At 72.8% G+C, this 21370-nt stretch carries 20 protein-coding genes and 1 pseudogene; 12 read left to right on the top strand and 9 right to left on the bottom strand.

Translation table 11 applies throughout. The features are described 5' to 3' along the window. Positions 1 to 65 precede the first annotated feature (65 nt). Positions 66 to 1679: a hypothetical protein gene (locus tag AMK26_RS37720; protein WP_241837912.1), complete on the bottom strand. Its 1614-nt coding sequence runs from the start codon at positions 1677 to 1679 to the stop codon at positions 66 to 68. A gap of 141 nt (positions 1680 to 1820) precedes the next feature. Here AMK26_RS37720 and AMK26_RS15765 point away from each other — a divergent pair, with 141 nt between their 5' ends. The 4 genes from AMK26_RS15765 to AMK26_RS15750 are packed head-to-tail and all read left to right on the top strand — an operon-like array spanning position 1821 to position 6577. Beyond that, positions 1821 to 2945, top strand: coding sequence for a DegT/DnrJ/EryC1/StrS family aminotransferase (locus AMK26_RS15765; protein WP_241837911.1), 1125 nt, complete (start codon positions 1821 to 1823; stop codon positions 2943 to 2945). Next, positions 2942 to 3700 carry a hypothetical protein gene (locus tag AMK26_RS15760; protein ID WP_073755251.1) on the top strand — a complete coding sequence of 253 codons (759 nt, stop codon included), beginning with the start codon at positions 2942 to 2944 and terminating at the stop codon, positions 3698 to 3700. Before AMK26_RS15765 ends, AMK26_RS15760 begins: the two co-directional genes overlap by 4 nt. Beyond that, positions 3700 to 4458, top strand: a complete 759-nt coding sequence (locus tag AMK26_RS15755; protein ID WP_073755250.1) for an amidohydrolase family protein — start codon at positions 3700 to 3702, stop codon at positions 4456 to 4458. The genes AMK26_RS15760 and AMK26_RS15755 overlap by 1 nt, the downstream gene beginning before the upstream one ends. Before the next feature lie 34 nt (positions 4459 to 4492). Beyond that, the gene (locus tag AMK26_RS15750) at positions 4493 to 6577 is read left to right on the top strand and encodes a PQQ-binding-like beta-propeller repeat protein (RefSeq protein ID WP_073755249.1); all 2085 of its coding nucleotides are present in this window, start codon (positions 4493 to 4495) and stop codon (positions 6575 to 6577) included. Between the two features lie 611 nt (positions 6578 to 7188). Here AMK26_RS15750 and AMK26_RS15745 read toward each other — a convergent pair. After that, positions 7189 to 8160, bottom strand: coding sequence for a dihydrodipicolinate synthase family protein (locus AMK26_RS15745; RefSeq protein WP_073755248.1), 972 nt, complete (start codon positions 8158 to 8160; stop codon positions 7189 to 7191). Positions 8161 to 8254: 94 nt separating this feature from the next. On the opposite strand from AMK26_RS15745, the gene AMK26_RS15740 reads away from it, so the two are divergent. Next, a complete protein-coding gene (locus AMK26_RS15740; protein ID WP_073755247.1) occupies positions 8255 to 9223 on the top strand; it encodes an LLM class flavin-dependent oxidoreductase in 969 nt (322 codons plus the stop codon). Here AMK26_RS15740 and AMK26_RS15735 read toward each other — a convergent pair. The 6 genes from AMK26_RS15735 to AMK26_RS15710 form a co-directional block, all read right to left on the bottom strand. After that, positions 9213 to 10352 carry a DegT/DnrJ/EryC1/StrS family aminotransferase gene (locus tag AMK26_RS15735; protein WP_073755246.1) on the bottom strand — a complete coding sequence of 380 codons (1140 nt, stop codon included), beginning with the start codon at positions 10350 to 10352 and terminating at the stop codon, positions 9213 to 9215. The two genes, AMK26_RS15740 and AMK26_RS15735, sit on opposite strands and share 11 nt — an antisense overlap. Further along, positions 10349 to 11125, bottom strand: a complete 777-nt coding sequence (locus AMK26_RS15730; RefSeq protein ID WP_198944075.1) for an amidohydrolase family protein — start codon at positions 11123 to 11125, stop codon at positions 10349 to 10351. The genes AMK26_RS15735 and AMK26_RS15730 overlap by 4 nt, the downstream gene beginning before the upstream one ends. Next, a complete protein-coding gene (locus AMK26_RS36180) occupies positions 11122 to 11829 on the bottom strand; it encodes an amidohydrolase family protein (RefSeq protein ID WP_073755245.1) in 708 nt (235 codons plus the stop codon). Before AMK26_RS36180 ends, AMK26_RS15730 begins: the two co-directional genes overlap by 4 nt. Then, on the bottom strand, positions 11826 to 12629 hold the full coding sequence (locus AMK26_RS15720; RefSeq protein ID WP_073755244.1) for a carbohydrate ABC transporter permease: 804 nt from the start codon (positions 12627 to 12629) through the stop codon (positions 11826 to 11828). Before AMK26_RS15720 ends, AMK26_RS36180 begins: the two co-directional genes overlap by 4 nt. Next, the gene (locus AMK26_RS15715; protein WP_079277604.1) at positions 12629 to 13675 is read right to left on the bottom strand and encodes a carbohydrate ABC transporter permease; all 1047 of its coding nucleotides are present in this window, start codon (positions 13673 to 13675) and stop codon (positions 12629 to 12631) included. Before AMK26_RS15715 ends, AMK26_RS15720 begins: the two co-directional genes overlap by 1 nt. Positions 13676 to 13788: 113 nt before the next feature. Then, positions 13789 to 15057, bottom strand: a complete 1269-nt coding sequence (locus AMK26_RS15710) for an ABC transporter substrate-binding protein (RefSeq protein ID WP_073755242.1) — start codon at positions 15055 to 15057, stop codon at positions 13789 to 13791. Positions 15058 to 15307: 250 nt separating this feature from the next. Between AMK26_RS15710 and AMK26_RS15705 the strand changes: the two genes are divergently transcribed. From AMK26_RS15705 to AMK26_RS15690, 4 genes are all read left to right on the top strand, one after another. Continuing rightward, on the top strand, positions 15308 to 15706 hold the full coding sequence (locus AMK26_RS15705; protein WP_073755241.1) for a cell division protein SepF: 399 nt from the start codon (positions 15308 to 15310) through the stop codon (positions 15704 to 15706). Between the two features lie 73 nt (positions 15707 to 15779). Next, the gene (locus AMK26_RS15700; protein WP_073755240.1) at positions 15780 to 16946 is read left to right on the top strand and encodes an AAA family ATPase; all 1167 of its coding nucleotides are present in this window, start codon (positions 15780 to 15782) and stop codon (positions 16944 to 16946) included. Beyond that, on the top strand, positions 16943 to 17323 hold the full coding sequence (locus AMK26_RS15695; RefSeq protein WP_073755239.1) for a nucleotide pyrophosphohydrolase: 381 nt from the start codon (positions 16943 to 16945) through the stop codon (positions 17321 to 17323). Before AMK26_RS15700 ends, AMK26_RS15695 begins: the two co-directional genes overlap by 4 nt. 125 nt (positions 17324 to 17448) lie before the next feature. Continuing rightward, entirely contained in the window at positions 17449 to 17919 is a 471-nt protein-coding gene (locus AMK26_RS15690) for a DUF6099 family protein (protein ID WP_073755238.1), read from the top strand. A 284-nt stretch (positions 17920 to 18203) separates the two neighbouring features. Here AMK26_RS15690 and AMK26_RS15685 read toward each other — a convergent pair whose 3' ends face one another. Beyond that, complete coding sequence (locus AMK26_RS15685) at positions 18204 to 18407, bottom strand: hypothetical protein (RefSeq protein ID WP_073755237.1); 204 nt, start codon at positions 18405 to 18407, stop codon at positions 18204 to 18206. Between the two features lie 227 nt (positions 18408 to 18634). On the opposite strand from AMK26_RS15685, the gene AMK26_RS15680 reads away from it, so the two are divergent. The 3 genes and pseudogenes from AMK26_RS15680 to AMK26_RS15670 form a co-directional block, all read left to right on the top strand. Continuing rightward, on the top strand, positions 18635 to 19558 hold the full coding sequence (locus tag AMK26_RS15680) for an LLM class F420-dependent oxidoreductase (RefSeq protein ID WP_073755236.1): 924 nt from the start codon (positions 18635 to 18637) through the stop codon (positions 19556 to 19558). Positions 19559 to 19617: 59 nt separating this feature from the next. Continuing rightward, complete coding sequence (locus AMK26_RS15675; protein WP_073755235.1) at positions 19618 to 21081, top strand: 3' terminal RNA ribose 2'-O-methyltransferase Hen1; 1464 nt, start codon at positions 19618 to 19620, stop codon at positions 21079 to 21081. Then, positions 21078 to 21350, top strand: a pseudogene (locus tag AMK26_RS15670) (AAA family ATPase); the annotation flags it as partial. The gene AMK26_RS15675 and the pseudogene AMK26_RS15670, both read left to right, overlap by 4 nt. Between the last annotated feature and the right edge of the window lie 20 nt (positions 21351 to 21370).

Genomic DNA, 21370 nt, shown 5'->3' with positions numbered 1-21370 from the left:
GTTCCCACCGCGGCGGCCTGCGATGTGGGGGGTTTCGGCCCGGGCCGCAATCCGCGAGCCACGGGCTACAGACGGACCTGGTAGACGATCGGGGGACGGCCGGTCTGCCCTTCCTGACGACTGCCGGTGGGTACGGCTATGCCGGCCCGCTCCAGCCGCTTGAGGATCCGGCGGGCCGTGCGCTGCTGTACGGACAGGTGCTCGGCGACCCGATGGGCGGTGACCCCCGCGCCCCCGTCCGCCGCGGTCAGCTCCCGGAGCCGGTCCAGCGTCTGCGGGTGCAGCCCGACCCGCCGGGCCAGCAGCGCGGGCCCCTCCGACGGCCCGGCGTGCGTCTGCGGTGCGCTCACGGGTGAGCTTGGTGAGTCCGGGGAGCCCGGTGAGCCCGCGGGGCCGCTTGAGCCACGTGGGCCTGGCGCGCCCGGGGTGCCGGCGGATCCGCCCGCGCCGGGTGAGCCGAGGGAGTTCGGCGAACCGGCTGAACCGGCCGAGTCCAACGCGCCCGTCGCGCCGCCCGCCACTGCCGCGCCCGCCGAACCGACCGGCCCCGCCGAGCCTGCCGAGCTGACCGAGTCCGCCGCCCCGGACCCACCCGCCGAGCTGACCGACCCGGCCGCACCTACCGCCCCGGCCGCACCCACCGCCCCGGCCGCACCCACCGAGCCCACCGAGCCCACCGCGACACCCGCCGCCCCCGCCGCATCCACCGCCCCCGCCGCGATGACGATGTCGACGTCGTCCGCCATCGACACCACACCAGCCGCCGCACCCGCCGCCATGCCCACCCACCGTGCCCGGTTGACGGCCCGTCGGGCCAGCGCCTCCGCCTCCGCCGCCGTACGGCCCACACCGAAGCCCACGTGCGCGGTGCCGTGCCGGGCCGCCAGGCCGTCGAGGAACGGGAGACGAGTGAACCGCTCCGTCACCGTCTCCAGCACCCCGCGCGTCGTCACCACCAGCCGCCGCCCGTCCGGCAGCTCGGCCAGACTGCCGCCGAGCACCCGTATGTCCTCCGGCAGCCGCGCGTCCGGGCCCGCACCCGGCAGGTCGACGATGCCCAGCACCACCTGCGCGTCCCCGCTGTGCTGCCCGGCCGTGGCCAGGACGAGCGCCTGAAGGGTCGCCAGTATCGAGTGCCGGGACGGGGCCAGGCGTACGGCGTGCGTGTGCTGCTCCAGCACATGGAACGCCGAGCCGAGACAGGTGATGGCCACCCGGGTCTTCTTCGTGTCCCGGGCGTCCAGGTGGAAGTCGACGACGTCCTCCGAGGTCAGACCCGGCCGGTACGGCAGCACCCGCACCCGGTCGGTGGGCAGCTTGGCCTCCGTCATCGTCTCCAGCACATCGTCGCGGCGCAGGGTGTCGATCGACACCCGCGACACGTCGTGCCCGAGCCGCAGCAGTTCGACGAGCGCCCGCAGCAGCGTGGCGCCGTTGTACGGCACGTACATCGCAGGCCGGTCCAGCACCCCCGCCGCGTCGGCCAGCGCGTGCGGCACGACCCCGGTGAACAGCAGCGCGTCCGCCCTCGACCGTGCGCCCGTCACCACCGCGGTCGTCTCGTCCTCGTGACGGTACGGCAGCGGCAGCAACCGGGCGGACCCGGGCGCGCGCCCTCCGACCGCGACCACCTTCTGGACCAGGTCCTCGGGACCTATCACGCCGACAGTGAGCGGCATGGCCGGTCTCCGTTCTGCTGGACGTTTCGCGTCGAGGGCGATTCTTGCGAAGCCTGCGTTACGCCTGATTGACGGCCGTCGGCAGGGGTTCTACTTTCGGCCCAGGCCATAATCGTGTGCTGCCGAGAGGATAATCCCCCGATGCCGCAACGGGAAATGCCGCTGCCCACAGTTCTGGACCCCCGGGGAAGGACGTTCGGCGAGGAGGAACGCGCAGCGGTGCTCCGGGTCCTCGACTCGGCCGTCCTGTGCGGGGCGTTCGGCCAGGAGGCCCGGGCGCTGGAGACCGAGATGGCCCGGCTGTACGGACGCGCCGAGGCCGTGTCGTGCAGTTCCGGCACCGCGGCCCTGCACCTGGCCGTCGCCGCCGCCGGAGTCGGCCCCGGCGACGAGGTCGTCACCACACCGATCTCCGACTTCGGCACGGTCGCCCCGGTCCTCGCCCAGGGCGGGCGGGCCGTCTTCGCCGACGTGACGGAGGACGACGGGAACCTCGACCCCGACGCCGTCGAGGCGGCGCTCACCCCGCGCACCAAGGCCGTCATCGCCGTTCACCTCTTCGGCGGCGCCGCCGACACCGTACGGCTCAAGGAGATCTGCGACCGGCACGGGCTGCTGCTCATCGAGGACTGCGCCCAGGCCTGGCTCGGCGAGGACGACGACGGCCGGCTGCTCGGCACGCTCGGAGACATCGCCTGCTTCAGCCTCCAGCAGTACAAGCACATCACCGCCGGCGACGGCGGCCTCGCCATCACCGACGACCCCGCCCTCGCCACCCGGATGCGGCTGTTCATGGACAAGGGCTGGGACCGCGCCGAGGGCCGCATCCACCGCACCATGGGCCTGAACTACCGGATGACCGAACTCGTCGCCGCCGTCGCCCGTGTCCAGCTCACCCGCGTCGCCGGCGTCGTCGCCCGCCGCCGCGCGAGCGCCCGGCGCCTGATCGAGGCCGTCGCCGCCCTGCCCGGGGTGACGGTCCCTCAACGGAGGACAGGCCACGCCTGGTGGGTCGTCCCACTCCTCGTCGACGACAACACGCGCTGGGCCCGGGCACTGGACGAGCTGGGCATCCCCGCCCTCCCCGGCTATCTGGAGCGGCCGCTGTACGCCAATCCGGCACTGTCCGGGTATCCGCCGGGCCTGTGTCCTCGCGCCGAGCGGCTCATCGACCGTACGTTGCTGGTTCTGCCGTGGAACGAGGCCTACAGCGAGGACGACGTGGACCGGATCGCGCAGGCGCTGGGGAAGGTCGCCGCATCATGAGCGAGTCACCGCAACGGACGTACGAATGGCTCAGGCCGTCACCCGAGGAGCACATCGGCTGGGACGTCGACGTGCTGTACGGGCCCTGGCCCCGCCACCACCGCGACACCGGCCTCGCCGAGGTCCGCGCCCACCTGGCCGGTTCCCCCGTCGCGGGCGCCCTCGCCCTGTCCACCCGGGGCCCGCTCTTCGACGACGAGGCCGGCAACGCCGAGACCCTCCGCGACCTCGCCCACTGCCCCGAACTCCTCCCCGTCGGCACCGTCGACGTACGCGACGCGCTGACCGCCGAGGACCGCCTCGACGAACTGGCCGCCGCCGAGGTCCGCTTCCTGCGCCTCTTCACCCTCGAACAGGCCGCCGAGCCCGGCTTCCCCGGCTACCGGCGCGTGGTGAAGCTGGCCATTGACCGCGGCATGGTGCTCCTCCACGACGGCGACCCGCGCCGCTTCGGACCGCCCCTGATGGACCGCGGCGCCGACGTCGTCTTCCTCGACCTGCACGCCTACCTGCTGGCCGACTTCCTCCTCATGGCCCGCGACGAACCCGGCTTCAAGGCCACCACCCGCATGCTGTCCGGCCCCGACTCCATCGAACGGGCCATCGACGCCGTCGGCCCGCGCCACCTCGTCTTCGGCTCCCGCACCCCCTTCATGGACATCTCGCCGCAGACGCTGAAGCTGCGGTACGCCGACATCTCGCCCGACGACCGCGCCGCCATCGCCACCAAGAACGTCGAGGAGCTGCTCGCCTGATGCCGATCATCGATGTGCACGCCCACGTGGGCCGCTGGCAGTTCCACCTGACGACCGGCGACGCCGACACCAACCTCGCCCAGATGGACCGCTACGGCATCGACCTCCAGATCGTCTCGGCCTCCGAAGCCGTCGTGTACGACGCGGTTGCGGGCAACGCCGCCCTCCGCGAAGCCCTGGAGACCCGGCCACGGCTGTACGGGTACGCCGTCGTCAACCCCAACCGCATCGAGGACAGCGCCACCGACCTCCGCCGCTGCCTCGACACCGGCCGGTTCGTCGGCGCGAAGATCCACACCCACTACCCGGGGCGGCTGCCCGGCTGCCGCGAGATGGCCGAGGCCTTCGACGTGGTCGCCGAGGCCGGCGTACCGCTCCTCCTGCACACCTGGGGCCGTGAGGTCACCCTCCTCCCCGAACTCGTCGAGGCCCGGCCCGGGCTGCGCGTGATCATGGGCCACGCGGGCGGCGACGCCTGGCGCGAGGCGGCCCACGCCGCGGCCGCCTGCGACCGCCTCTACCTGGAGCACTGCCGTACGGCCACGGACGCGGGCCGTATCGCGTACGCCCGCGAGGCCGGAGTCCCGATCGAACAGATGCTGTTCGGCACCGACGCGACACTGATCGACCCCTGCGTGTCCCTGGGCGTGATCCGGGACGCGCGGTTCACGGAGGAAGAGCTGGAGCGAGTGCTGTGGCGCAACGCGGCGGAGCTGTTCGGCCTGAAGGTCGGCACAGCACTGCCACCGGTCGTGTGAGGCGATCCGAACCACCGGAACAGGAGAGGGACGCATGGAACGCAGGCGACTGCTCAACGCCGGAGCCGGGGTCACCCTGGCGGCAGTGGCGGGACAGACCATCACCCCCAGCGCGGCGTACGCCGCCACGACGACACCAGCGGCCACCACCACACCGACGGACACCGAGAGCACGACCGCCGGGCACCGCTGCTCCGGCGCCCCGGTCTCCACGTACGGCGTCGCGTCCCTGACGGCGGCGATCGTCGGCACCACCGTCCTCGGCAACCACGCCTACCTCGTCGCCCGGGGCCAGAACCCCACTCTCGTCGGCGAGATCGACCTGACGACGAGAAAGCTCACCAGAACCTTCCGGCTGGACAGAGGCGACGGCGGCTGGGCCGCCACCGTCTCCGGCGGCCAGGTGTACATCGGCACCTACCCGTTCCCCGACATCCACCGCATCGACCCCACCACCGGCACCGCCACCCGCATCGGCACCATCGGACCCGCCGGCGGCTTCGTCTGGTGCCTCACCACCGCCCCCGACGGCACGGTGTACGCGGGCACCAGCCCGCGCGGCGAAGTCTGGGAGTACAAGCCCCAGACCGGCACCCTGCGCAACCTCGGCGCCGCCATGGCCGGCGAACAGTACGTCCGCGCCATCGCCGCCGACGACACGTACGTCTACGCCGGCACCCTGCCGCGCGGGTTCATCGTCGCGTACCACCGCACCACCGGCGTCAAACGGAACATCACCCCCACCCCGTACGGCGGCGCTTCCGCCCTCCTCGCCCGTGGCGGCCGGGTCTTCGGCTCCTTCGGCAAGTCCATCATCGACCTGGCGCCCGACGGCAGCGACGCCCATGTGATCCCCATCCCCGCCCCGGAGCGCATCGCCGACGCCATGACGGTCACGTCCGACGGCACCCTCTACTGCGTCGGCCGCCCGAGCGGCACCGTCTACCGGCGCGAGGGCGACACCCTCGTCAAGGTCGCCGCCCCCGCCACCGGCGACGAACACCGCGCCCTCATCCCCCTCAGCGACCGCACCATGCTCGGCGCCGTGGGCAGCGGCCGGCTGTGGTGGCTCGACCTGCCCACCGCCAAGGCGGAACTCGTCGAACTGATCGACATCGGCCTGTCCGGCCCCGACCCCGTCCAGTCCATCGCGTACGAGTCCGGCGGCACCGTCCACGTCGGCGGGCACTACTCCCTGACGACCCACCGGCCCACGCACGGCACCTCCTCACGCATCAGGATCCCCGGCGAGCCCAAACAGCTCCGCGCCATCGGGGGCAAGGTGTACGCGGCGATGTACCCGAGCACCGAGTTCCTGGAGATCGACCCCCGCCGCGGCAGGATCCGCTCGATGGGCTTCATCGAGAACGACCAGCAGCGCCCCACCGACATGGCGTACGTCCCCGAACAGGACCTCCTGCTGGTCGCGAGCGCGCCCCCGGCAGGCGGCCTCAAGGGAGCCCTCACCCTGGTGGAACGCTCCCGCGGCAGGCTCACCGTCCACAAGGACGTCATCACCGACCAGAGCGTGATGTCCGTCGCCCTCGACGACCGCATCGGCCACCGCACCGCGTACCTCGCCGGGGACACCTGGGGCGGTGGCAGCATCACCCCCACCCGGCCCAACGCCACCGTCGTCGCCTACGACCTGCGCCGCCGCACCGTGCTGTGGGAGGCCACCCCCGTCCCGGGCAACGCCAGCCTCCAGCACATCGAGGTCCACAACGGCATCCTCTACGGCGTCTACAAGCGGCAGTCGGGCAACTGGTTCGCCATGGACATCGAGAGCCGGACCGTCCTCAGGACCGGCAAGCTCCCCAGCTACGGCGAGCTCAGCGTCCACTTCGGGCAGGTGTACGCCTCGGTCTTCGGCGGCTCCGTCTACCGCCTCGGCCCGCTCGAAGGCGCGGACGGCGAAGCCGAACTCGTCCTCGGCGGCCTGGGCGACGGCTGGTACAACCCTCCGCAACTGGCCTGGGAACGCGCCACCTGGCACGCCTGGGGCGTCTCCACCCGCGCCTTGGCCCGCCTCCGCCTGGACCCCCTGTGCCCCTCGGGCACCCCGTCGGAGATCACCGCCCAGTACGAGGCCATCCTGAAGGGCCTCCTGGCCAACTGACCCCGGTTCGGCCGTGGGCCTCCGCCCGGGCACCCCGCTGGAGCCTCGCCTCCCCCGGTGGGCCCGGGTCGGGGCGGGGTGCCGTGCGGCGCGCGGGATCGGTTGCGGCCGGTGGGCCGGGGCGGGGTGTCGTGCGGCGCGTGGGCGGAGTCGGCTGCGGCGGCCGGTGCGGCGCGGCGGGGTCGGTTGCGGCCGGTGTGCCAAGGTCGGGGCCCCTCCGGGCTCACCTCCTCGCGGTCGGCGGGGTGCCCTCCCGGACTTTGTGACCGTTTCTCGCCGCCAACCGCTGCGGGGGCGACCCTGCACGGCCCCTTCTCGCCGTGGTCGGAGCCAGCGCGCCCGATCTCGTGTGCACGCGGCCTCGGCCACCCGGCTCCCTCGCCTCACCGGGCCGCAGACGGCGTACGACCGGGGCGGGGCCGTGCAGGGTCGCCCCCGCAGAGGTTGGCGGCGTCAGAGGGGCTCCCTTTCCGGCGTACCCAAGGCCGCCGGCCTCGAGGAGGGTGAGCCCGGAGGGGCCACGCCCCCCGCCCACCGGGCGAGGCCGCCCACGCGGGCGGGCCCCCTCCGCCGGCCGGGCCCCCGGCAGGGCGGGCCCCCTCGGGCGGGGCCTAGGCCGACTCGGGCGCGGCCTCCTTCGCGAGCGCTTCCAGGCAGTCGACGACCGCCCGCCGCTCCGACGCCGGCAGAACCGGCCCGTACGGGTCGTGCGCGGCCTCCTCCGGGATCAGGCCCTCCCACACCGCCGCCCACAGCATCCGCTGCACGTAGCCCTCGATGGGCGCGAGGAACGTCGCCTCCGCGAACCGGTCCAGCCGCGCCGAGGCCCGTACGAACCGCCCGTGGTCACCCTCGCGCCAGGCCTCCAGGACGGCCACCGTCAACGGCACACGGGCCGCCGCGATGCCCACCAGCGCCGTGTCCGCGCCCCACATCAGGGACGGTCCGAACATCCGGTCCTCACCGGTGATGACAAGGCGGCCGCTCCGCCGCGCGGCGGCGATCGCGTCCTGACAGGCCATCGCCCGGTCCAGCGTGGCCAGCTTGATGCCCACGGCCGACGGCAACTCCAGCAGCCGGCTCACCAGCCCCGGCGGGTACGGATAACCCCCCGCCTCCCCGTGCAGGAAGAACCCGACCACCGGCAGCCCGCTCTCCGACGCCACCCGTTCGTGCAGCGCCACCGCCGCGTCGTCGTCCCCGTCCAACTGCGCCAGCGGATACACCATCACCGCGTCCGCGCCGCCCTCCGCGGCCGCCACCGCCATCCCCACCGTCGCGTCCACCGCGGCGCCGGGATTCACCGCCCCGGCCGCACGCGGCACGCCCACCCCCGCCACCACCGGCCCCCGGACGGCCGCCCGCCACACGGCGAGGACCCGCCGCCGGTCGTCCTCCGACAGGTACAGCCCGCGCCCCGTATGGGCCCACACCGCGACCCCGCCGATCCGCTCCAGGGCGATCCTTTCCGCGTACCCGCGCAGCGCCACGAAGTCCACAACCCCGGCCGCGTCCATCGGGGTTGCGACCGCCGGCAGGACGGTCCCGCGCAACCGCGGTACCAGGTCATCAGCAGCCGACATGGGTGCGCTCCCGTCTGTCGCGGTCGTCGTCGACACGCTAGCCTTTACGGTCCGGACCGTAAAGGAAGTCCGTAACGGAAGGGGCGGCGCTCCCATGCGACTCGGCCTGTACGTCAACCTCTACGCCGACCGGGCCGACCGGCCGCGCCTCGCCGACGCCGTCGAGCAGGTACGCCTCGCCGAACAGGCCGGCTTCGCCTGGGCCGTGCTCGGTGAAAGGCACCTGCACCGGCCCGGTTACCACGAGGCCGTCACCTCCCTGGCGTACCTCGCCGCGCACACCGACCGGATCGGCCTGGCCACCGCCGGGCTCATCGCGCCCGTGCACCATCCGGTGATGCTGGCGGAGACGCTCGCCCACATCGACGTCCTCTCCGGCGGCCGGCTCACCGCCGGTTTCGTGCTGGGCTACCGCCCGGAGGAGTTCGCGCTGTACGGCACCCGGCCCCAGGAGCGCGTGTCGCGTTTCGAGGAGTGCCTGGAGCTGCTCACCCGGCTGTGGACCGAGGACAAGGTCACCCACCAGGGCCGCAGGTACGCCGTCGAGGACGCCTTCCTGTCGCCCCGGCCCGTCCAGACCCCCAGGCCCCGCATCTGGAACGGCGGACGCGTGTCCGCCGCCCTGGAGCGCACCGCCTGGATGTGCGACGGCTGGACGACGTCCTTCAACGAGACCGACGAGGAACTGCCCAAGAAGATCGCCCTCTACCGTTCCTTCCCGCGCGGCCCCCGCTCACTGGGCGCCGAGGTCATCGTCTGCCGCGAGGGGTACGCCTCACGCACGAGCGCCGAGGCCCGCACCGCCCTGGAGGGCCCGCTGCGGGGGCTGTACGACGCGTACGGCGACTGGAAGCGCACCTCCGCCGACGCCGCCCGCTACGCCCAGCCGTGGGAGGACATCGCCGCCCGCTCGGTCATCGGTTCGACCGCCGAGTGCGCGGAACGGATCGGCCGGTACGAGGAGATGGGCGCCGACGGGATCGTCCTGCGCGTCCAGCCGCCCGGCATGCCGCAGGCGGACGCTCTGCGGGCGATCGAAGCGTTCGGCGCGCTCACCTCCTGAACCGGCGGCGCCGCACCGCCCGGGCCGCGTGCCCGATGTACGTCACCGCCTCCGCCTCCGCCATGAGCATCGGCTGCCGCACCCACACCACGCTCTCCTCCGCCGCCTCCGCGACCGGGCAGGGCACCGGCGAGGTGACGTACGGCAGCCGGCTCAGCGACCGGTAACCGGCGTCCAGCGGCACCCCTTCGGCGGCCATCGCGGCGAGGAACTCCGCCTTGGGCCGGCCGCCGAACGCCCCGGAGTCGTACCGCAGCATCGCCAGGTGCCAGGTGTGACGCGTGGTGCCGGACGGCGCCGGGAGGAGGTCCAGGCCCGGTACGTCGCCGAGGGCCTCGGCGAGCGCGGCGGCACCGCGCGTACGACGGTCGATCCAGCCGTCCAGCAGAGGGAGCTGCGGGTGCAGGAGCGCCGCCTGGAACTCGGTCATCCGGAGGTTCCAGCCCACCTCCGGGTGGTCGTACCAGCCGCCGTCCGGCCGCCGGCCCACGTTGTGCAGCGCCCACACGCGCTCGTACAGTGCCCGGTTACTGGTCACCACGATGCCGCCCTCCCCGGCCGTCATCGCCTTGCTCGACTGGAAGCTGAAGCACGCCACGTCGCCGAGCGAGCCCGCCGGCCGGCCGTGCCGCGCGGCCCCGTGCGCCTGGGCCGCGTCCTCCACCACGGGGAGGCCCAGGGCGCGCAGCGCCTCCGTGTCGGCGGGTGCGCCCGCCAGATGCACCGCCATGACCGCCTTCGTACGCGGCCCGATGAGCGCCCGTACGGCAACCGGATCGAGGTGCAGGGTGTCCTCGGTGACGTCGGCGGCGACCGGGACGGCCCCGGCCAGCACCACGGCCGTCGCGCTCGCCACGAACGTGTACGCGGGCACGATCACCTCGTCCCCGGGGCCGACGCCCAGCGCGCGCAGCGCCAGGAATAGGGCCACCGTGCCGTTGACCGTGCACACCCCGTGGGCGGTCCCGGCGACCTGCCGCGCGAACGCCGCCGCGAACTCCTCCGTCGCGGACTTCCCGGTCGCGGTGCCGCTCGTGGCCCCCCACCGGCCGCTGTCCAGCACCCGCAGCAGGGCCCGGCGCTGCTCGTCGGTCGGGGGCGGCGGCCATGCGGGCCATCGCGGCGTCATGCGACGCCCTTGAGGAGCCGGTCCATGGTGCCGTGCAGAACCTGCTCCCGGTCCGCCTCCGCCAGGTCGGCGAGCAGTACCCGGCCCAGTCCGGTCCGCAGGTCCAGGAAGACGGCGTCCGACCCGAACGCCACCCGGCCGGCCCCGGCCTCGGCGACCATCCGGGTGAGGTGACGTGCCGTCATCCGGGACCCGCAGGTCTCCAGCACCAGGTCGGGGCAGCGCGCCGCGGCCTCCACGGCGGGGCGGAAGCCCTGCGGGAACAGCCCCGCGTGGCCCATCAGCAGCGGTACGCCGGGATGGCGGGGCGAGACGGCCGCGAAGTGGCGCGTGTCGGCCCAGGCGCTGCCGTGCTGGCTGTGCGCCAGCACGAGCCGTCTCCGCTCGGCGGCCGCCTCGAACGCGGGCGTGTACGCGCGGTCGTCGAGCGCCGTCTCGTGCACCTCGGGGTGGAGCTTGACGCCGATGACGCCCGGCACGTCCAGCAGGTCGCGCAGCCGCTCGGGCGCTTGTGGGTCGTGCGGCTGGTACACGGCCCAGCCGAGCAGCCGGCCCGGGTGCGCCTGGAGGGCCTCGACCAGCAGGGCGTTCCCGGCGCGGGCGTCGGAGCCCACCGCCAGCAGGTGCGAGACGCACGCGGTGGCGACACCGCACCGGTCCATCATGGCGACCAGACTCTCCGCCGAACCGTCCGGAATGGCGAACGCCGGCCACCGCCCGATGTGCCCGTGCGCGTCGATGACGTCCATGGCCGTGCGCCCGGCCGTGGTCATGGCTCACGCCCCATGAGCCTGAGCGCGTTGCCGCCCGCGATGAGCGCCGCGTCCGCTTCCGGCAGGTCCAGGGTGTCCAGCAGGTAGCGCGGCCCGGCGTCGTCCGTGACCGGCGCGCCCGTGCCGAACAGCACCCGGTGGGCGCCGTACCGTTCGGCGATCCACTCGACCTGGCGGTGGCCGCAGAGCGTGGACGTGTCGACGTACAACGACGGGTGGGCCTCCAGCAGCTCGGCGAGCTCGCGCAGCGCCCGGTAGCCCGTACCGGTCAGGACGACGCGCGGTGCGGGCGTGGCGGCGGCCAGCCGGTGCACCTCACCGGCCGTCACCTCGTCCCGGGAGAGCAGCACGGTCGTGCCGCTCTCCGCCAGCTCGGCGACCAGCACGCGCGCGTGCGGGCCGGTGAGGGACCACCCGTGCTGCCGGGGGCTCAGGCGCACCAGGGGCGTGCCGCCCGTCCACGGGCCGGTGCCGAGCGGCCCCGGTACGAGGACCGGTACGGGGCACAGCCGACGGTCGCCGATGAGGGTTAGCCGCTCGTTGCCGTCGCGGGGGTCGCCATGGACGGCGTACGAGTGGATGACGTACGCCGTGTCGATGCGCAGCCGCTCCAGCTCGGCGACGAGACCGGTCTCGTCCCTGCTGGGTACGTCGTCGTGGGGGAGGGGGCCGAGGGCGCGGTTGATGTCGACGACCGGGGTCATGATTTGAGGCCGCTGGTGGCGATGGAGTCGGTCAGGTACCGCTGGAGCAGGCCGAAGACCAGCAGGCAGGGGATGACGGTGATGGTGGCGCCGGCCATGATCTGGTTGATCGTGACGTTCTCGCCCTCCAGGGTGGCGAGGCCGACGGTGAGCGTCCGCATGGCCTCCGACTGGCCGATGACGAGCGGCCACAGGAAGTCGTTCCAGTGCCAGAGGAAGACGAACACGCCGAGGGTGGCGAGGACCGGCCGGATCAGCGGCAGGACGACGGTCGTGAAGACCCGCCACTCCGAGGCCCCGTCGATCTTCGCCGCCTCGAACAGCTCGTCGGGCAGCTGCACGATGAACTGCCGCATCAGGAAGACCGCCTGCGAGTTGGCCAGGGTCGGCACGATCAGGCCCCAGTACGTGTCCACGCCGCCCATCTCGGAGACGAGGATGTAGTACGGGATGAGCGTCGCCTGGAACGGCACCATCAGGGTCGCCAGGAACGACCAGAACAGGATCTCCCGCCCGGGGAAGCGCTTCTTGGCGAACGCGTACCCGGCCATCGAGGCGAACAGCAGGATGAGCAGCACCGACACGAGGGAGTAGATGAGCGAGTTGAGGGCCCAACGGGTGATGTCGGCGCTCTGGAGGACCTCGGTGAAGTTCCGCAGAGTCGCGCGGGTGAGGTCGAAGGCGCCCGGCAGGGTGCGGCCGCCGGGTGGCGCGAACGCCACCAGCACCATGATGACGAAGGGGGTGACGGTCACGAACGCGACCAGGACCAGCAGGACCGGCAGCCTCAGCCGCGCCATCAGTCCTCCTCCCTTCCGATGAGCCGGCGCTGAATGAGCGAGAAGACGAGGACGACGAGGAAGAGGACCAGTCCCACCGCGCTCGCGTAGCCGAAGTCGAAGAACTTGAAGCCCGAGTCGTAGAGGAAGTACACGAGCGAGTAGCTGGCCCGGACGGGGCCGCCGGCGGTCATCACGTACATCGCGTCGAAGACCTGGAAGGCCTGGATGGCCTCGATGACGAGGACGAAGAACAGCACCGGCCGGAGGAGCGGCAGCGTCACCCAGCGGAAGCGCTGCCAGGCGCTCGCGCCGTCGATGGTGGCCGCTTCGGCGACCTCGCGCGGGATGGACTGGAGCCCGGCGAGGAGGATCAGCATCGAGTAGCCGAAGCCCTTCCAGGCGGAGGCGGCGGCGATGGAGGGCAGGACGAGGGACTCGTCGCCGAGGAAGTCGACGGGGCCGGTGCCTAGGGCTCCGAGGGCCGTGTTGAGCAGCCCGTCCTCCACCTCGTAGATCCACTTCCAGATGACGGCGGCGAGCACGATGCTCGTCACGTACGGAAGGAAGAACAGGCCACGGAAGAAGCCGCGCAGCCAGAGTGTGCGGTGCAGCAGGACGGCGGTTCCCAGCGCGAGCAGCACGGTCATGGGCACGTACAGGGCGGTGTAGACGGCGGTGACGCCGAGGCTCTCCCAGAACAGGTCGTCCTGGAGGAGCCGGGTGTAGTTGGCGGCGCCGATGAAGTCCCACTCGCCGCTGAGCCGGTAGTCGGTGAGCGACAGGAACGCGGCACCGAGGGTGGGCCCGAAGCGGAAGACGAGGAACAGCACGAGCATCGGCGCCACGAACGCCAGCCCCACCAGCGCCTCCCGCCGCCGCACGGGACTCCGCCGCCGAGCTGTGCGCCCCGCCGCCGTCCCGGCGGGCGTGCCGCCCTTTCTGCCCGGCGGCCCGCCCCCGGGGGCGCCGCCCAGGGGCGTGCCGTCCCGGGGCGTGCCGTCCCGGGGCGTGCCGTCCAGGGGCGTGCCGTCCCCGGGCGTGGCGTCTCGGGGCGCGTCGCCCATGGAGGAGTGCCGTCCGGCGGGGTCCGTGGCTGTGCCGGGTCCGGGCCCGGTCGTGGGCCCCGGACCGTTGGCCTCAGGCTCGTCGGGGGACGCCTCGCGGGGCTCGACTTTGCTCAACGCTGCCGCGCCAGCAGGTCGTCGCCTTCCTCGGCAGCCGCGGCCAGCGCCTGCTCAGGTGTCTTCTTGCCGGTCAGCGCCGCCTGGATCTCCGGCGTGATGAGTGCCATCAGCTGGCGGGCGGCGGGGTGCGGCTCGCCGGGGAACGTGTGCGCGAGGGCCGCTTCGTACTCCTTGGCGAAGGGGCTGTCGTTGGGGACGGTGACGTCCGTGCGCGGGGAGAAGAACCCGCCGGCCTTGCCCATGGACGCGATCTGCGCGGGCTCGGTCATATAGGCGATGAACTTCTCCGCGCCGGCCAGGTTCTTTGTCCTGGCGTTGATGCCGAGGCCGCCCGGCATGCCGAAGCACACCTGCTTCTTCGGCCCGGCGAGGGCGGGACCGACGATCACGTTCCCCTTCCCCCAGGTCTTCACGGCGAGCGCGGCGTCGGACGGCGTGTTGGTGTAGCCCATCGCCACCTGTTCCTTGCCCAGGGCATGGTCGGTGAAGAGGTTGGCGTTGGTCAGCGCGGACCGGGGCACGGCGCCGCTCTTGTAGAGGCCGACGAGGAAGGTGAGCGCCTCGACGCCCTCGGGGCTGTTGAAGGCCGTCTTCTTGCCGCTCTCGTCGAACACCTTGCCGCCCGCCTGCCACAGCAGCGGGTAGAAGCTCATGTTGAGCGAGGCCTCATTGCTCGCGGAGTAGTCGAGGGTGGCGACCCCGGCCGCCTGCTTCAGCTTCGGCGCGGCGGCCTTCAGGGCGTCCCAGGTCGCGGGTGGTTCCTTTATTCCCGCCTTGTCCAGCAGTTTCTTGTTGTAGAGCGTGCTGGTGACGGTGTGGTAGATCGGTGCCGCGTAGACCTTGCCGTCCTGCGTCATGGCCTCCAGGGCGGTCGGCCGGAAGGCGTCACGGGACTTCTCGATCGCCCGGTCCACGGGCTGTAGGGCGCCGTTCGCCTGGTACTGGGGGATCTGGTCGGGGCCGAGCAGCACCACATCGGGGCCCTTGCCGCTGCCGAAGGCGGTGGCGAGCTTCTGGTCCCGGTTCTCCCAGGGCAGTTGCTCGATGGTGAGGTCGAGGTCCTTCTGGGCGGCTTCGAAGCCCTTTTCGATGCCGTCCCAGTACGCGGCGTTGGCCTTCGGATCCATGATCACCGGGTACATCCAGACGGTGACCTTGTTCGACCCCGAGCCGCTGTCACCGCCGTTGCAACCGGCCGCGGTGAGCGCGGTCAAGGTGAGAAGTGCGAGAGGAACGGTGGCGCGCTTGAACCCTGTCTTCATGCTGGGCCTCCGGAAGGCCTGTCAAAACCTGGACAGTTTCGGCCTGGGCCGAAAGTAGCTGGGCTGTTTTGCACTGTCAATGCTGCGCGGCCGCGCCGTACGAGGCCACCCGGCAGGCCACCGCGATGGCCCTGGAGCAAGCCCCCCACTCTTTCGGATGACACGTCACTTTCCGGCCCGTGGACGGTACGTCCGCCGGACACGGGTGTCGCAGTTGGGCCGAACGGGTGAGGGGGGTGAGGATAGGAGGATGAGTAGGTACGAGAGGTACGACGTCACCGACGAACAGTGGGAGGGCCTGGCGCAGGTCGTTCCGCTGCGGGGGCGCAACGAGTGGCCTTCGAGGGTCGACCACAGCACGATCCCGCAGGACTACGAGGCCGCCGAGCAGCGCCGCATGGTCGTCCTTCGGGTGCAGGTCTTCGCGGACGCGCGTGAGGTCGCCGAATACCTCATCGCGCAGATCCCCGTCCTGCTGGACCTGACCGCGGCCGACTCGGACGTCGCCAAGCGGATCCTGGACTTCAGCAGCGGCGTGGTCTTCGGGCTCGGAAGCGGGATGCACCGCGTCGACCGGAACGTCTTCCTGCTGGCGCCGGCGGGTACCGAGGTCGAGGGCGTCGCCGCCGCGGCGGTTCCGCATTCCTAGGCGGTTCCCTCGTTCGTAGGAAGGCTGTTCGGGCGGAACGGTTCAGCATGACGCGTCCTCATACGGTCCGAGCATGCACGCAACCCGCCCCGCCCCCTCCTTGCCGTCCTCCGCCGCGCCCGCCCGCCCCGCCGTCACGGAACTGCGGCTGTCCGCCTTCAAATCGCACCGCGGTGCCGCCTTCCGGCTCGCGCCGGTGACGCTCTTCGCGGGGGCGAGCGGCACCGGCAAATCGAGCGCGTTACAGGCGTACGAAGCGCTCGCCCTGCTCGGCGGGGGCGCCACGCTCGCCGCCGCCTTCCCGGACCCCGTCGGATGCGTGCCCGAACGCGCGGAGCCGGACGCGGAGGGGCGGCGGGGTTTCCGGATCGGCTGCACCGTCGACGGCCCGGCCGGGCCCGTGCGTCTCGACCTGGCGGTCCAGGCCGAGCCGGAACTGCGGGTCGTGGGGGAGCGGCTGACGGGCGGTGACGGGCGGACGCTGCTCACGACGGCGCTCCGCGACCCGGGCCGGCGCACCGTGCAGGCCGAGTGGCACACCGCCGGCTCGGTGCCGGTCACACGTGCCCCGCTCCCCGGCGACCGGCTCGGAACGGCGCTGCTTCCGCTGCGGGTGGCGGGCAAGACCGAGGGGCAGCGGCGCGTGCTGGCCGCCGCCGAGCAGGTCGTCGTGGCACTCCGCTCGGTCTTCCCGTGCGACCCGCAGCCGCAGCGGATGCGGCAGCCCGTGGCGGCGGGCGAGGGGCGGCTGCGGCGCGGCTGCGACAACCTCGCCGAGGTCCTCCACCGCACCCGTACCGCCTGCCCGCGCAGGCACGCACGGCTGGCGGCGGTCGCCCGGGCGGGCTGCGCCGGCCCGGTGCGCGACCTGGACGTCGAGGAGCTCGCCGACGGAACGGTACGTGCGGTGCTGGGCCGCGGCGCGGACGGTGGTATGCCGGTCGGGCGGCTCGGCGAGGGCGAACTGCGCTACCTCGCGCTCGCGCTGGTGCTCCTCACCGGGCCGGGCGTGCTGGCCATGGACCCGGCCGCCGAGGTGCCCCACGCGATGCAGACGCTCACCGTGCTCGCCGACGGCCTCGACCGTGGCCTGGACCGGCGCCAGACCCGCGAACTCGCGGCGCTGGCGGCGCAGATCTGCGCGGATGGACACATCCGGCTGGTCGGGACGGTCGGCGAGGCGGGGGCGAGGGCCGCGCGGGGGCGGGCCGGAGTGACGGTGGTAGACCTGAATCCGTGACAGAACTGGATCTGCAGGGATTGCAGCGCAGGCTGGCCGAGTTCGCGGCCTCGCGGGAGTGGCAGCCGTACCACACGCCGAAGAACCTCGCGGCGGCGCTGAGCGTCGAGGCCGCCGAACTGCTGGAGATCTTCCAGTGGTTGACACCCGAGGAAGCCGACCGGGTGATGGACGATCCGGAGACGGCGCACCGAGTGGCGGACGAGGTGGCCGACGTCCTCGCCTACCTGCTCCAGTTCTGCGGTGTGCTGGGCGTCGATCCGCTGGCCGCGCTCTCCGCGAAGATCGACCGGAACGAGGTGCGGTTCCCCGCCGGACGGCCGCCGGGGCGCGCCGCACGGGCGACGCGACAGCCCGATCGTCACTCTACGGAGTGATCAACTTATTCACACTGAGCTTCCTGTCCACAGATTTCCGAATTCCCCTGGCTTTTGGGTCCATCCAGCTTCACTCTGGGTAGTGAACAGATGGGCGGACAGTCGTACGAACGGGGGCGGCGTACATGGATGCGGAGCGGCTCATCCTGACCGGCCGGCGCGCCCTGGCGGACAGCCGGGTGGCGCTGGACATCGTGGCGGAGGCCTGGCAGGCACAAATGCTCGCGCAGGCGATCGGCAACCACCTGGCGCTGTCCGGCCCGCCGGAGCTGAGGGGCGAGGCGCGAGGCCTCAGCGAGATCGGCAGCCGCGGCGGATCGGGGCCGGACCACCCCGCGCGGGCACTGCGGCTCACGGAGATAGCGAATGTACGGGGCGCGTTACTGGGCCTGGGCGCGCTGCTCGGCGAGGTGGGCATCGCGCTCGTCGGTGTCGCGTGCGCCACGGACGAGGAGGGGCTGTACTGGCAGTGCATCGAGGCGATCGACGCGGCGGACGAGGCCGGCGACCGGGTGCGCGTCATGCTCCGCCGCCTCGCCGTCCGCGAGCGCGCCAGACCCCCCGACCCCGCCGACTCGGCGGCGGGCTCCTCCTGACCCCCGGCCCGGCCACGCCCGCCGACGGTCGCGCCAGGGCCTGTTGCGCTGCGCCCCGTGCCAGGCGCGGCCGCCGAGCCCCAGGGTCTCGGCGCCCAGCCGACGGCGGTGCGGGGCGGGTTGCTGAGCGCGATGGTGCCGGGCGGGTGTCCTCGTACGCGGGCTGGTGCGGAATGGTGTAGGCGCCGGGCCGGCGCCGGTGCGGGCCCTCGGGCGCCGAGCCGCCCGGGCCGTGGGACCGCCGCCGGGGGTGGCCCGGCGGCAGACAGGGGCCCCGGTACAGGTCAGAGGTTGGTGGGGCCGGTGTCCGGGGTCGGGGGCGTCCCGGAAGAGCAGTCGGGGGAGGGGAGGCGGTCGGCCGAGGACTGCAGGTCGGCGTCGAGCTGGGACAGGTCGGCGGTCAGCGCCGCCATCAACTCCTCCATCTGCTGCAGCAGGCCCTTGGGGTGCTCCGGCGCGGTCCGCTCGGGCACGGCTTCCTGGGACATGGCGGCCTCCTCGGCCCAGGCCCTCCCCGACGAAGGAGGGCGGCAAGAGAGAACGACGCGCCGACATCCGCCGCCGGCGCGCGGGCCGGGCGGTCCGGCTCCGCCCGAGCCAACGACGCGTACGGGCCGCGGGTCACTGGCGGCGACACGCGGGGTCGCCGGTTCGATCAGGTTCACCCGGCCGGGAAGGGGAGGTTGACGGTCGTCCGACGGTGCAGGATGGAGGTATGGATCTTCGAATCTTCACGGAGCCCCAGCAAGGGGCAAGCTACGACACCCTGCTCACCGTGGCGAAGGCCACCGAGGACCTCGGTTTTGACGCCTTCTTCCGCTCCGACCATTACCTCCGCATGGGATCCGTCGACGGGCTGCCCGGCCCCACGGACGCCTGGATCACCCTGGCCGGGCTCGCCCGGGAGACCAAGCGGATCCGGCTCGGCACGCTGATGACCGCCGGGACGTTCCGGCTGCCCGGCGTGCTGGCCATCCAGGTCGCGCAGGTCGACCAGATGTCCGGCGGCCGGGTCGAACTCGGGCTGGGCGCCGGCTGGTTCGAGGAGGAGCACAAGGCGTACGGCATCCCCTTCCCCAAGGAGAAGTTCGCCCGCCTGGAGGAGCAGCTGGCGATCGTCACCGGCCTGTGGGGCACCGAGACCGGAAGGACGTTCTCGTACGACGGGAGGCACTACCAGCTCACCGACTCACCCGCGCTGCCCAAGCCCGCCCAGACCAAGGTGCCCATCCTGATCGGCGGGCACGGGGCGACGCGCACACCCCGGCTGGCCGCGCGGTACGCCGACGAGTTCAACATCCCGTTCGCCTCCCTCGAGGACAGCGAGCGGCAGTTCGGCCGGGTGCGGGCCGCCGCGGAGGAGGCCGGGCGCAAGGCCGACGACCTCGTGTACTCGAACGCGCTGATCGTCTGCGTGGGCAAGGACGACGCCGAGGTGGCCCGCCGCGCCGCGGCCATCGGACGGGAGGTGGAGGAACTCAAGGCGAACGGCCTCGCCGGCTCGCCCGCCGAAGTCGTCGACAAGATCGGCCGGTACGGAGCCCTCGGCGCGTCCCGGATCTACCTCCAGGTCCTGGACCTGGACGACCTCGACCACCTGGAACTGATCTCCTCGCAGGTCATGTCCCAGCTCAGCTGAGCAATCGCAACCTGGAAAACCCATGGTCGGGCGGTGCGCACCGGGCGATACTCGGACATGTGTTCCTGACGATCAGTACGACCGGTAGCCCGAAGCGCCCCGCCACCGACCTCGGTTTCCTGCTGCACAAGCATCCCGACAAGGCGCAGGCGTTCTCCACCTCGCACGGCACGGCGCACGTCTTCTACCCAGAGGCGTCCGCCGAGCGCTGCACGGCGGCGCTGCTGCTCGAGGTGGACCCCGTCGCGCTGGTCCGGCGCGGCAAGGGCAAGGGCCGGGGCGGGGCGCCCGACTCGGCGCTCGCCCAGTACGTCAACGACCGGCCGTACGCCGCCTCGTCGCTGATGTCCGTCGCGCTGAGCACCGTCTTCAAGAGCGCGCTGCGCGGCGTGTGCCAGGCGCTGCCCGGCCGGGCGGACGAGCCGCTGCCGCTGCGGATCGAAATCCCCGCGCTGCCCGCGCGCGGCGGCGCCGACCTCGTCCGCGCGCTGTTCGGCCCGCTGGGCTGGACGTCGGTCGCCGCCGAGCCGGTGGCGCTGGACGAGCGGTTCCCGCAGTGGGGCGACTCACGCTACGTACGGCTGGTGCTGGAGGGCGAGCTGCGGCTCGCCGACGCGCTGCGGCACCTGTACGTCCTGCTGCCGGTCCTCGACGACGCCAAGCACTACTGGGTGGCGCCCGACGAGGTCGACAAGCTGCTCCGGGCCGGCGAGGGCTGGCTGGCCGGCCACCCCGAGCACAAGCTGATCACCAGCCGCTACCTGTCGCGCCGCTGGGGCCTGACCCGCCAGGCGATGGAGCGCCTGGAGCTGGTCCGGCTCGCCGAGGCCGACGACCTGGACGTCGAGGACGTGGACAACGCCGTCGACGAGACCACCGACACCGACGAGAAGCCCGTGCCGCTCGCCGAGCAGCGGCGCGAGGCGATCCTCCGGGCACTGCGCGCGGCCGGCGCGAGCAAGGTGCTCGACCTGGGCTGCGGCCAGGGCCAGCTGGTGCAGGCGCTGCTCAAGGACGTCCGGTTCACCGACATCGTGGGCGTCGACGTGTCCGTACGCGCGCTGACCGTGGCCGCGCGGCGGCTGCGCCTGGAGCGCATGGGGGAGCGGCAGGCCGGGCGCGTGAACCTGCTCCAGGGCTCGCTCACGTACACCGACAAGCGGCTCACCGGCTACGACGCGGCCGTCCTCAGCGAGGTCATCGAGCACCTGGACCTACCGCGGCTGCCCGCCCTGGAGTACGCGGTGTTCGGTTCGGCGCGGCCCACGACCGTGATCGTGACGACACCGAACGTCGAGTACAACGTCCGCTGGGAGACGCTCCCGGCCGGGCACGTGCGCCACGGGGACCACCGGTTCGAGTGGACGCGCGAGGAGTTCCGCACCTGGGCGCGGGGCGTGGGCGAACGGCACGGATACGGCGTGGCGTTCGTACCCGTCGGCCCGGACGACCCGGAGGTCGGGCCGCCCACGCAGATGGCCGTGTTCACCCTGGCCACCGCAGACGAGGAGAAGGCCGCATGACCGAGACCATCACCACCAGGGCCCGCAGGCTGCCGGTCACCGACCTGTCCCTCGTCGTGCTCATCGGCGCCACCGGCTCCGGCAAGTCGACCTTCGCGCGCAAGCACTTCAAGCCCACCGAGGTCATCTCCTCCGACTTCTGCCGCGGGCTCGTCGCCGACGACGAGAACGACCAGGGCGCGAGCGGCGACGCCTTCGACGTCCTCCACTACATCGTCGGCAAGCGCCTCGCCGCCGGCCGGCTGACCGTCGTCGACGCCACTTCCCTGATGATTGGATGTGTTCAAGC

Origin of the sequence: Streptomyces sp. CB03234, assembly GCF_001905885.1 — a bacterium.
Taxonomy (GTDB): Bacteria; Actinomycetota; Actinomycetes; order Streptomycetales; family Streptomycetaceae; genus Streptomyces.
Note: the sequence above shows the minus strand (reverse complement) of the source record. Positions and strands in the feature narration are given on the sequence as shown.

What these genes read in the sequence shown, in the direction of transcription:
- AMK26_RS37720 (WP_241837912.1), bottom strand. Translation starts at nt 1,679, where the DNA reads ATGCCGCTCACTGTCGGCGTGATAGGTCCCGAGGACCTGGTCCAGAAG.
- AMK26_RS15765 (WP_241837911.1), top strand. Translation starts at nt 1,821, where the DNA reads ATGCCGCAACGGGAAATGCCGCTGCCCACAGTTCTGGACCCCCGGGGA.
- AMK26_RS15760 (WP_073755251.1), top strand. Translation starts at nt 2,942, where the DNA reads ATGAGCGAGTCACCGCAACGGACGTACGAATGGCTCAGGCCGTCACCC.
- AMK26_RS15755 (WP_073755250.1), top strand. Translation starts at nt 3,700, where the DNA reads ATGCCGATCATCGATGTGCACGCCCACGTGGGCCGCTGGCAGTTCCAC.
- AMK26_RS15750 (WP_073755249.1), top strand. Translation starts at nt 4,493, where the DNA reads ATGGAACGCAGGCGACTGCTCAACGCCGGAGCCGGGGTCACCCTGGCG.
- AMK26_RS15745 (WP_073755248.1), bottom strand. Translation starts at nt 8,160, where the DNA reads ATGTCGGCTGCTGATGACCTGGTACCGCGGTTGCGCGGGACCGTCCTG.
- AMK26_RS15740 (WP_073755247.1), top strand. Translation starts at nt 8,255, where the DNA reads ATGCGACTCGGCCTGTACGTCAACCTCTACGCCGACCGGGCCGACCGG.
- AMK26_RS15735 (WP_073755246.1), bottom strand. Translation starts at nt 10,352, where the DNA reads ATGACGCCGCGATGGCCCGCATGGCCGCCGCCCCCGACCGACGAGCAG.
- AMK26_RS15730 (WP_198944075.1), bottom strand. Translation starts at nt 11,125, where the DNA reads ATGACCACGGCCGGGCGCACGGCCATGGACGTCATCGACGCGCACGGG.
- AMK26_RS36180 (WP_073755245.1), bottom strand. Translation starts at nt 11,829, where the DNA reads ATGACCCCGGTCGTCGACATCAACCGCGCCCTCGGCCCCCTCCCCCAC.
- AMK26_RS15720 (WP_073755244.1), bottom strand. Translation starts at nt 12,629, where the DNA reads ATGGCGCGGCTGAGGCTGCCGGTCCTGCTGGTCCTGGTCGCGTTCGTG.
- AMK26_RS15715 (WP_079277604.1), bottom strand. Translation starts at nt 13,675, where the DNA reads ATGGGCGACGCGCCCCGAGACGCCACGCCCGGGGACGGCACGCCCCTG.
- AMK26_RS15710 (WP_073755242.1), bottom strand. Translation starts at nt 15,057, where the DNA reads ATGAAGACAGGGTTCAAGCGCGCCACCGTTCCTCTCGCACTTCTCACC.
- AMK26_RS15705 (WP_073755241.1), top strand. Translation starts at nt 15,308, where the DNA reads ATGAGTAGGTACGAGAGGTACGACGTCACCGACGAACAGTGGGAGGGC.
- AMK26_RS15700 (WP_073755240.1), top strand. Translation starts at nt 15,780, where the DNA reads ATGCACGCAACCCGCCCCGCCCCCTCCTTGCCGTCCTCCGCCGCGCCC.
- AMK26_RS15690 (WP_073755238.1), top strand. Translation starts at nt 17,449, where the DNA reads ATGGATGCGGAGCGGCTCATCCTGACCGGCCGGCGCGCCCTGGCGGAC.
- AMK26_RS15685 (WP_073755237.1), bottom strand. Translation starts at nt 18,407, where the DNA reads ATGTCCCAGGAAGCCGTGCCCGAGCGGACCGCGCCGGAGCACCCCAAG.
- AMK26_RS15680 (WP_073755236.1), top strand. Translation starts at nt 18,635, where the DNA reads ATGGATCTTCGAATCTTCACGGAGCCCCAGCAAGGGGCAAGCTACGAC.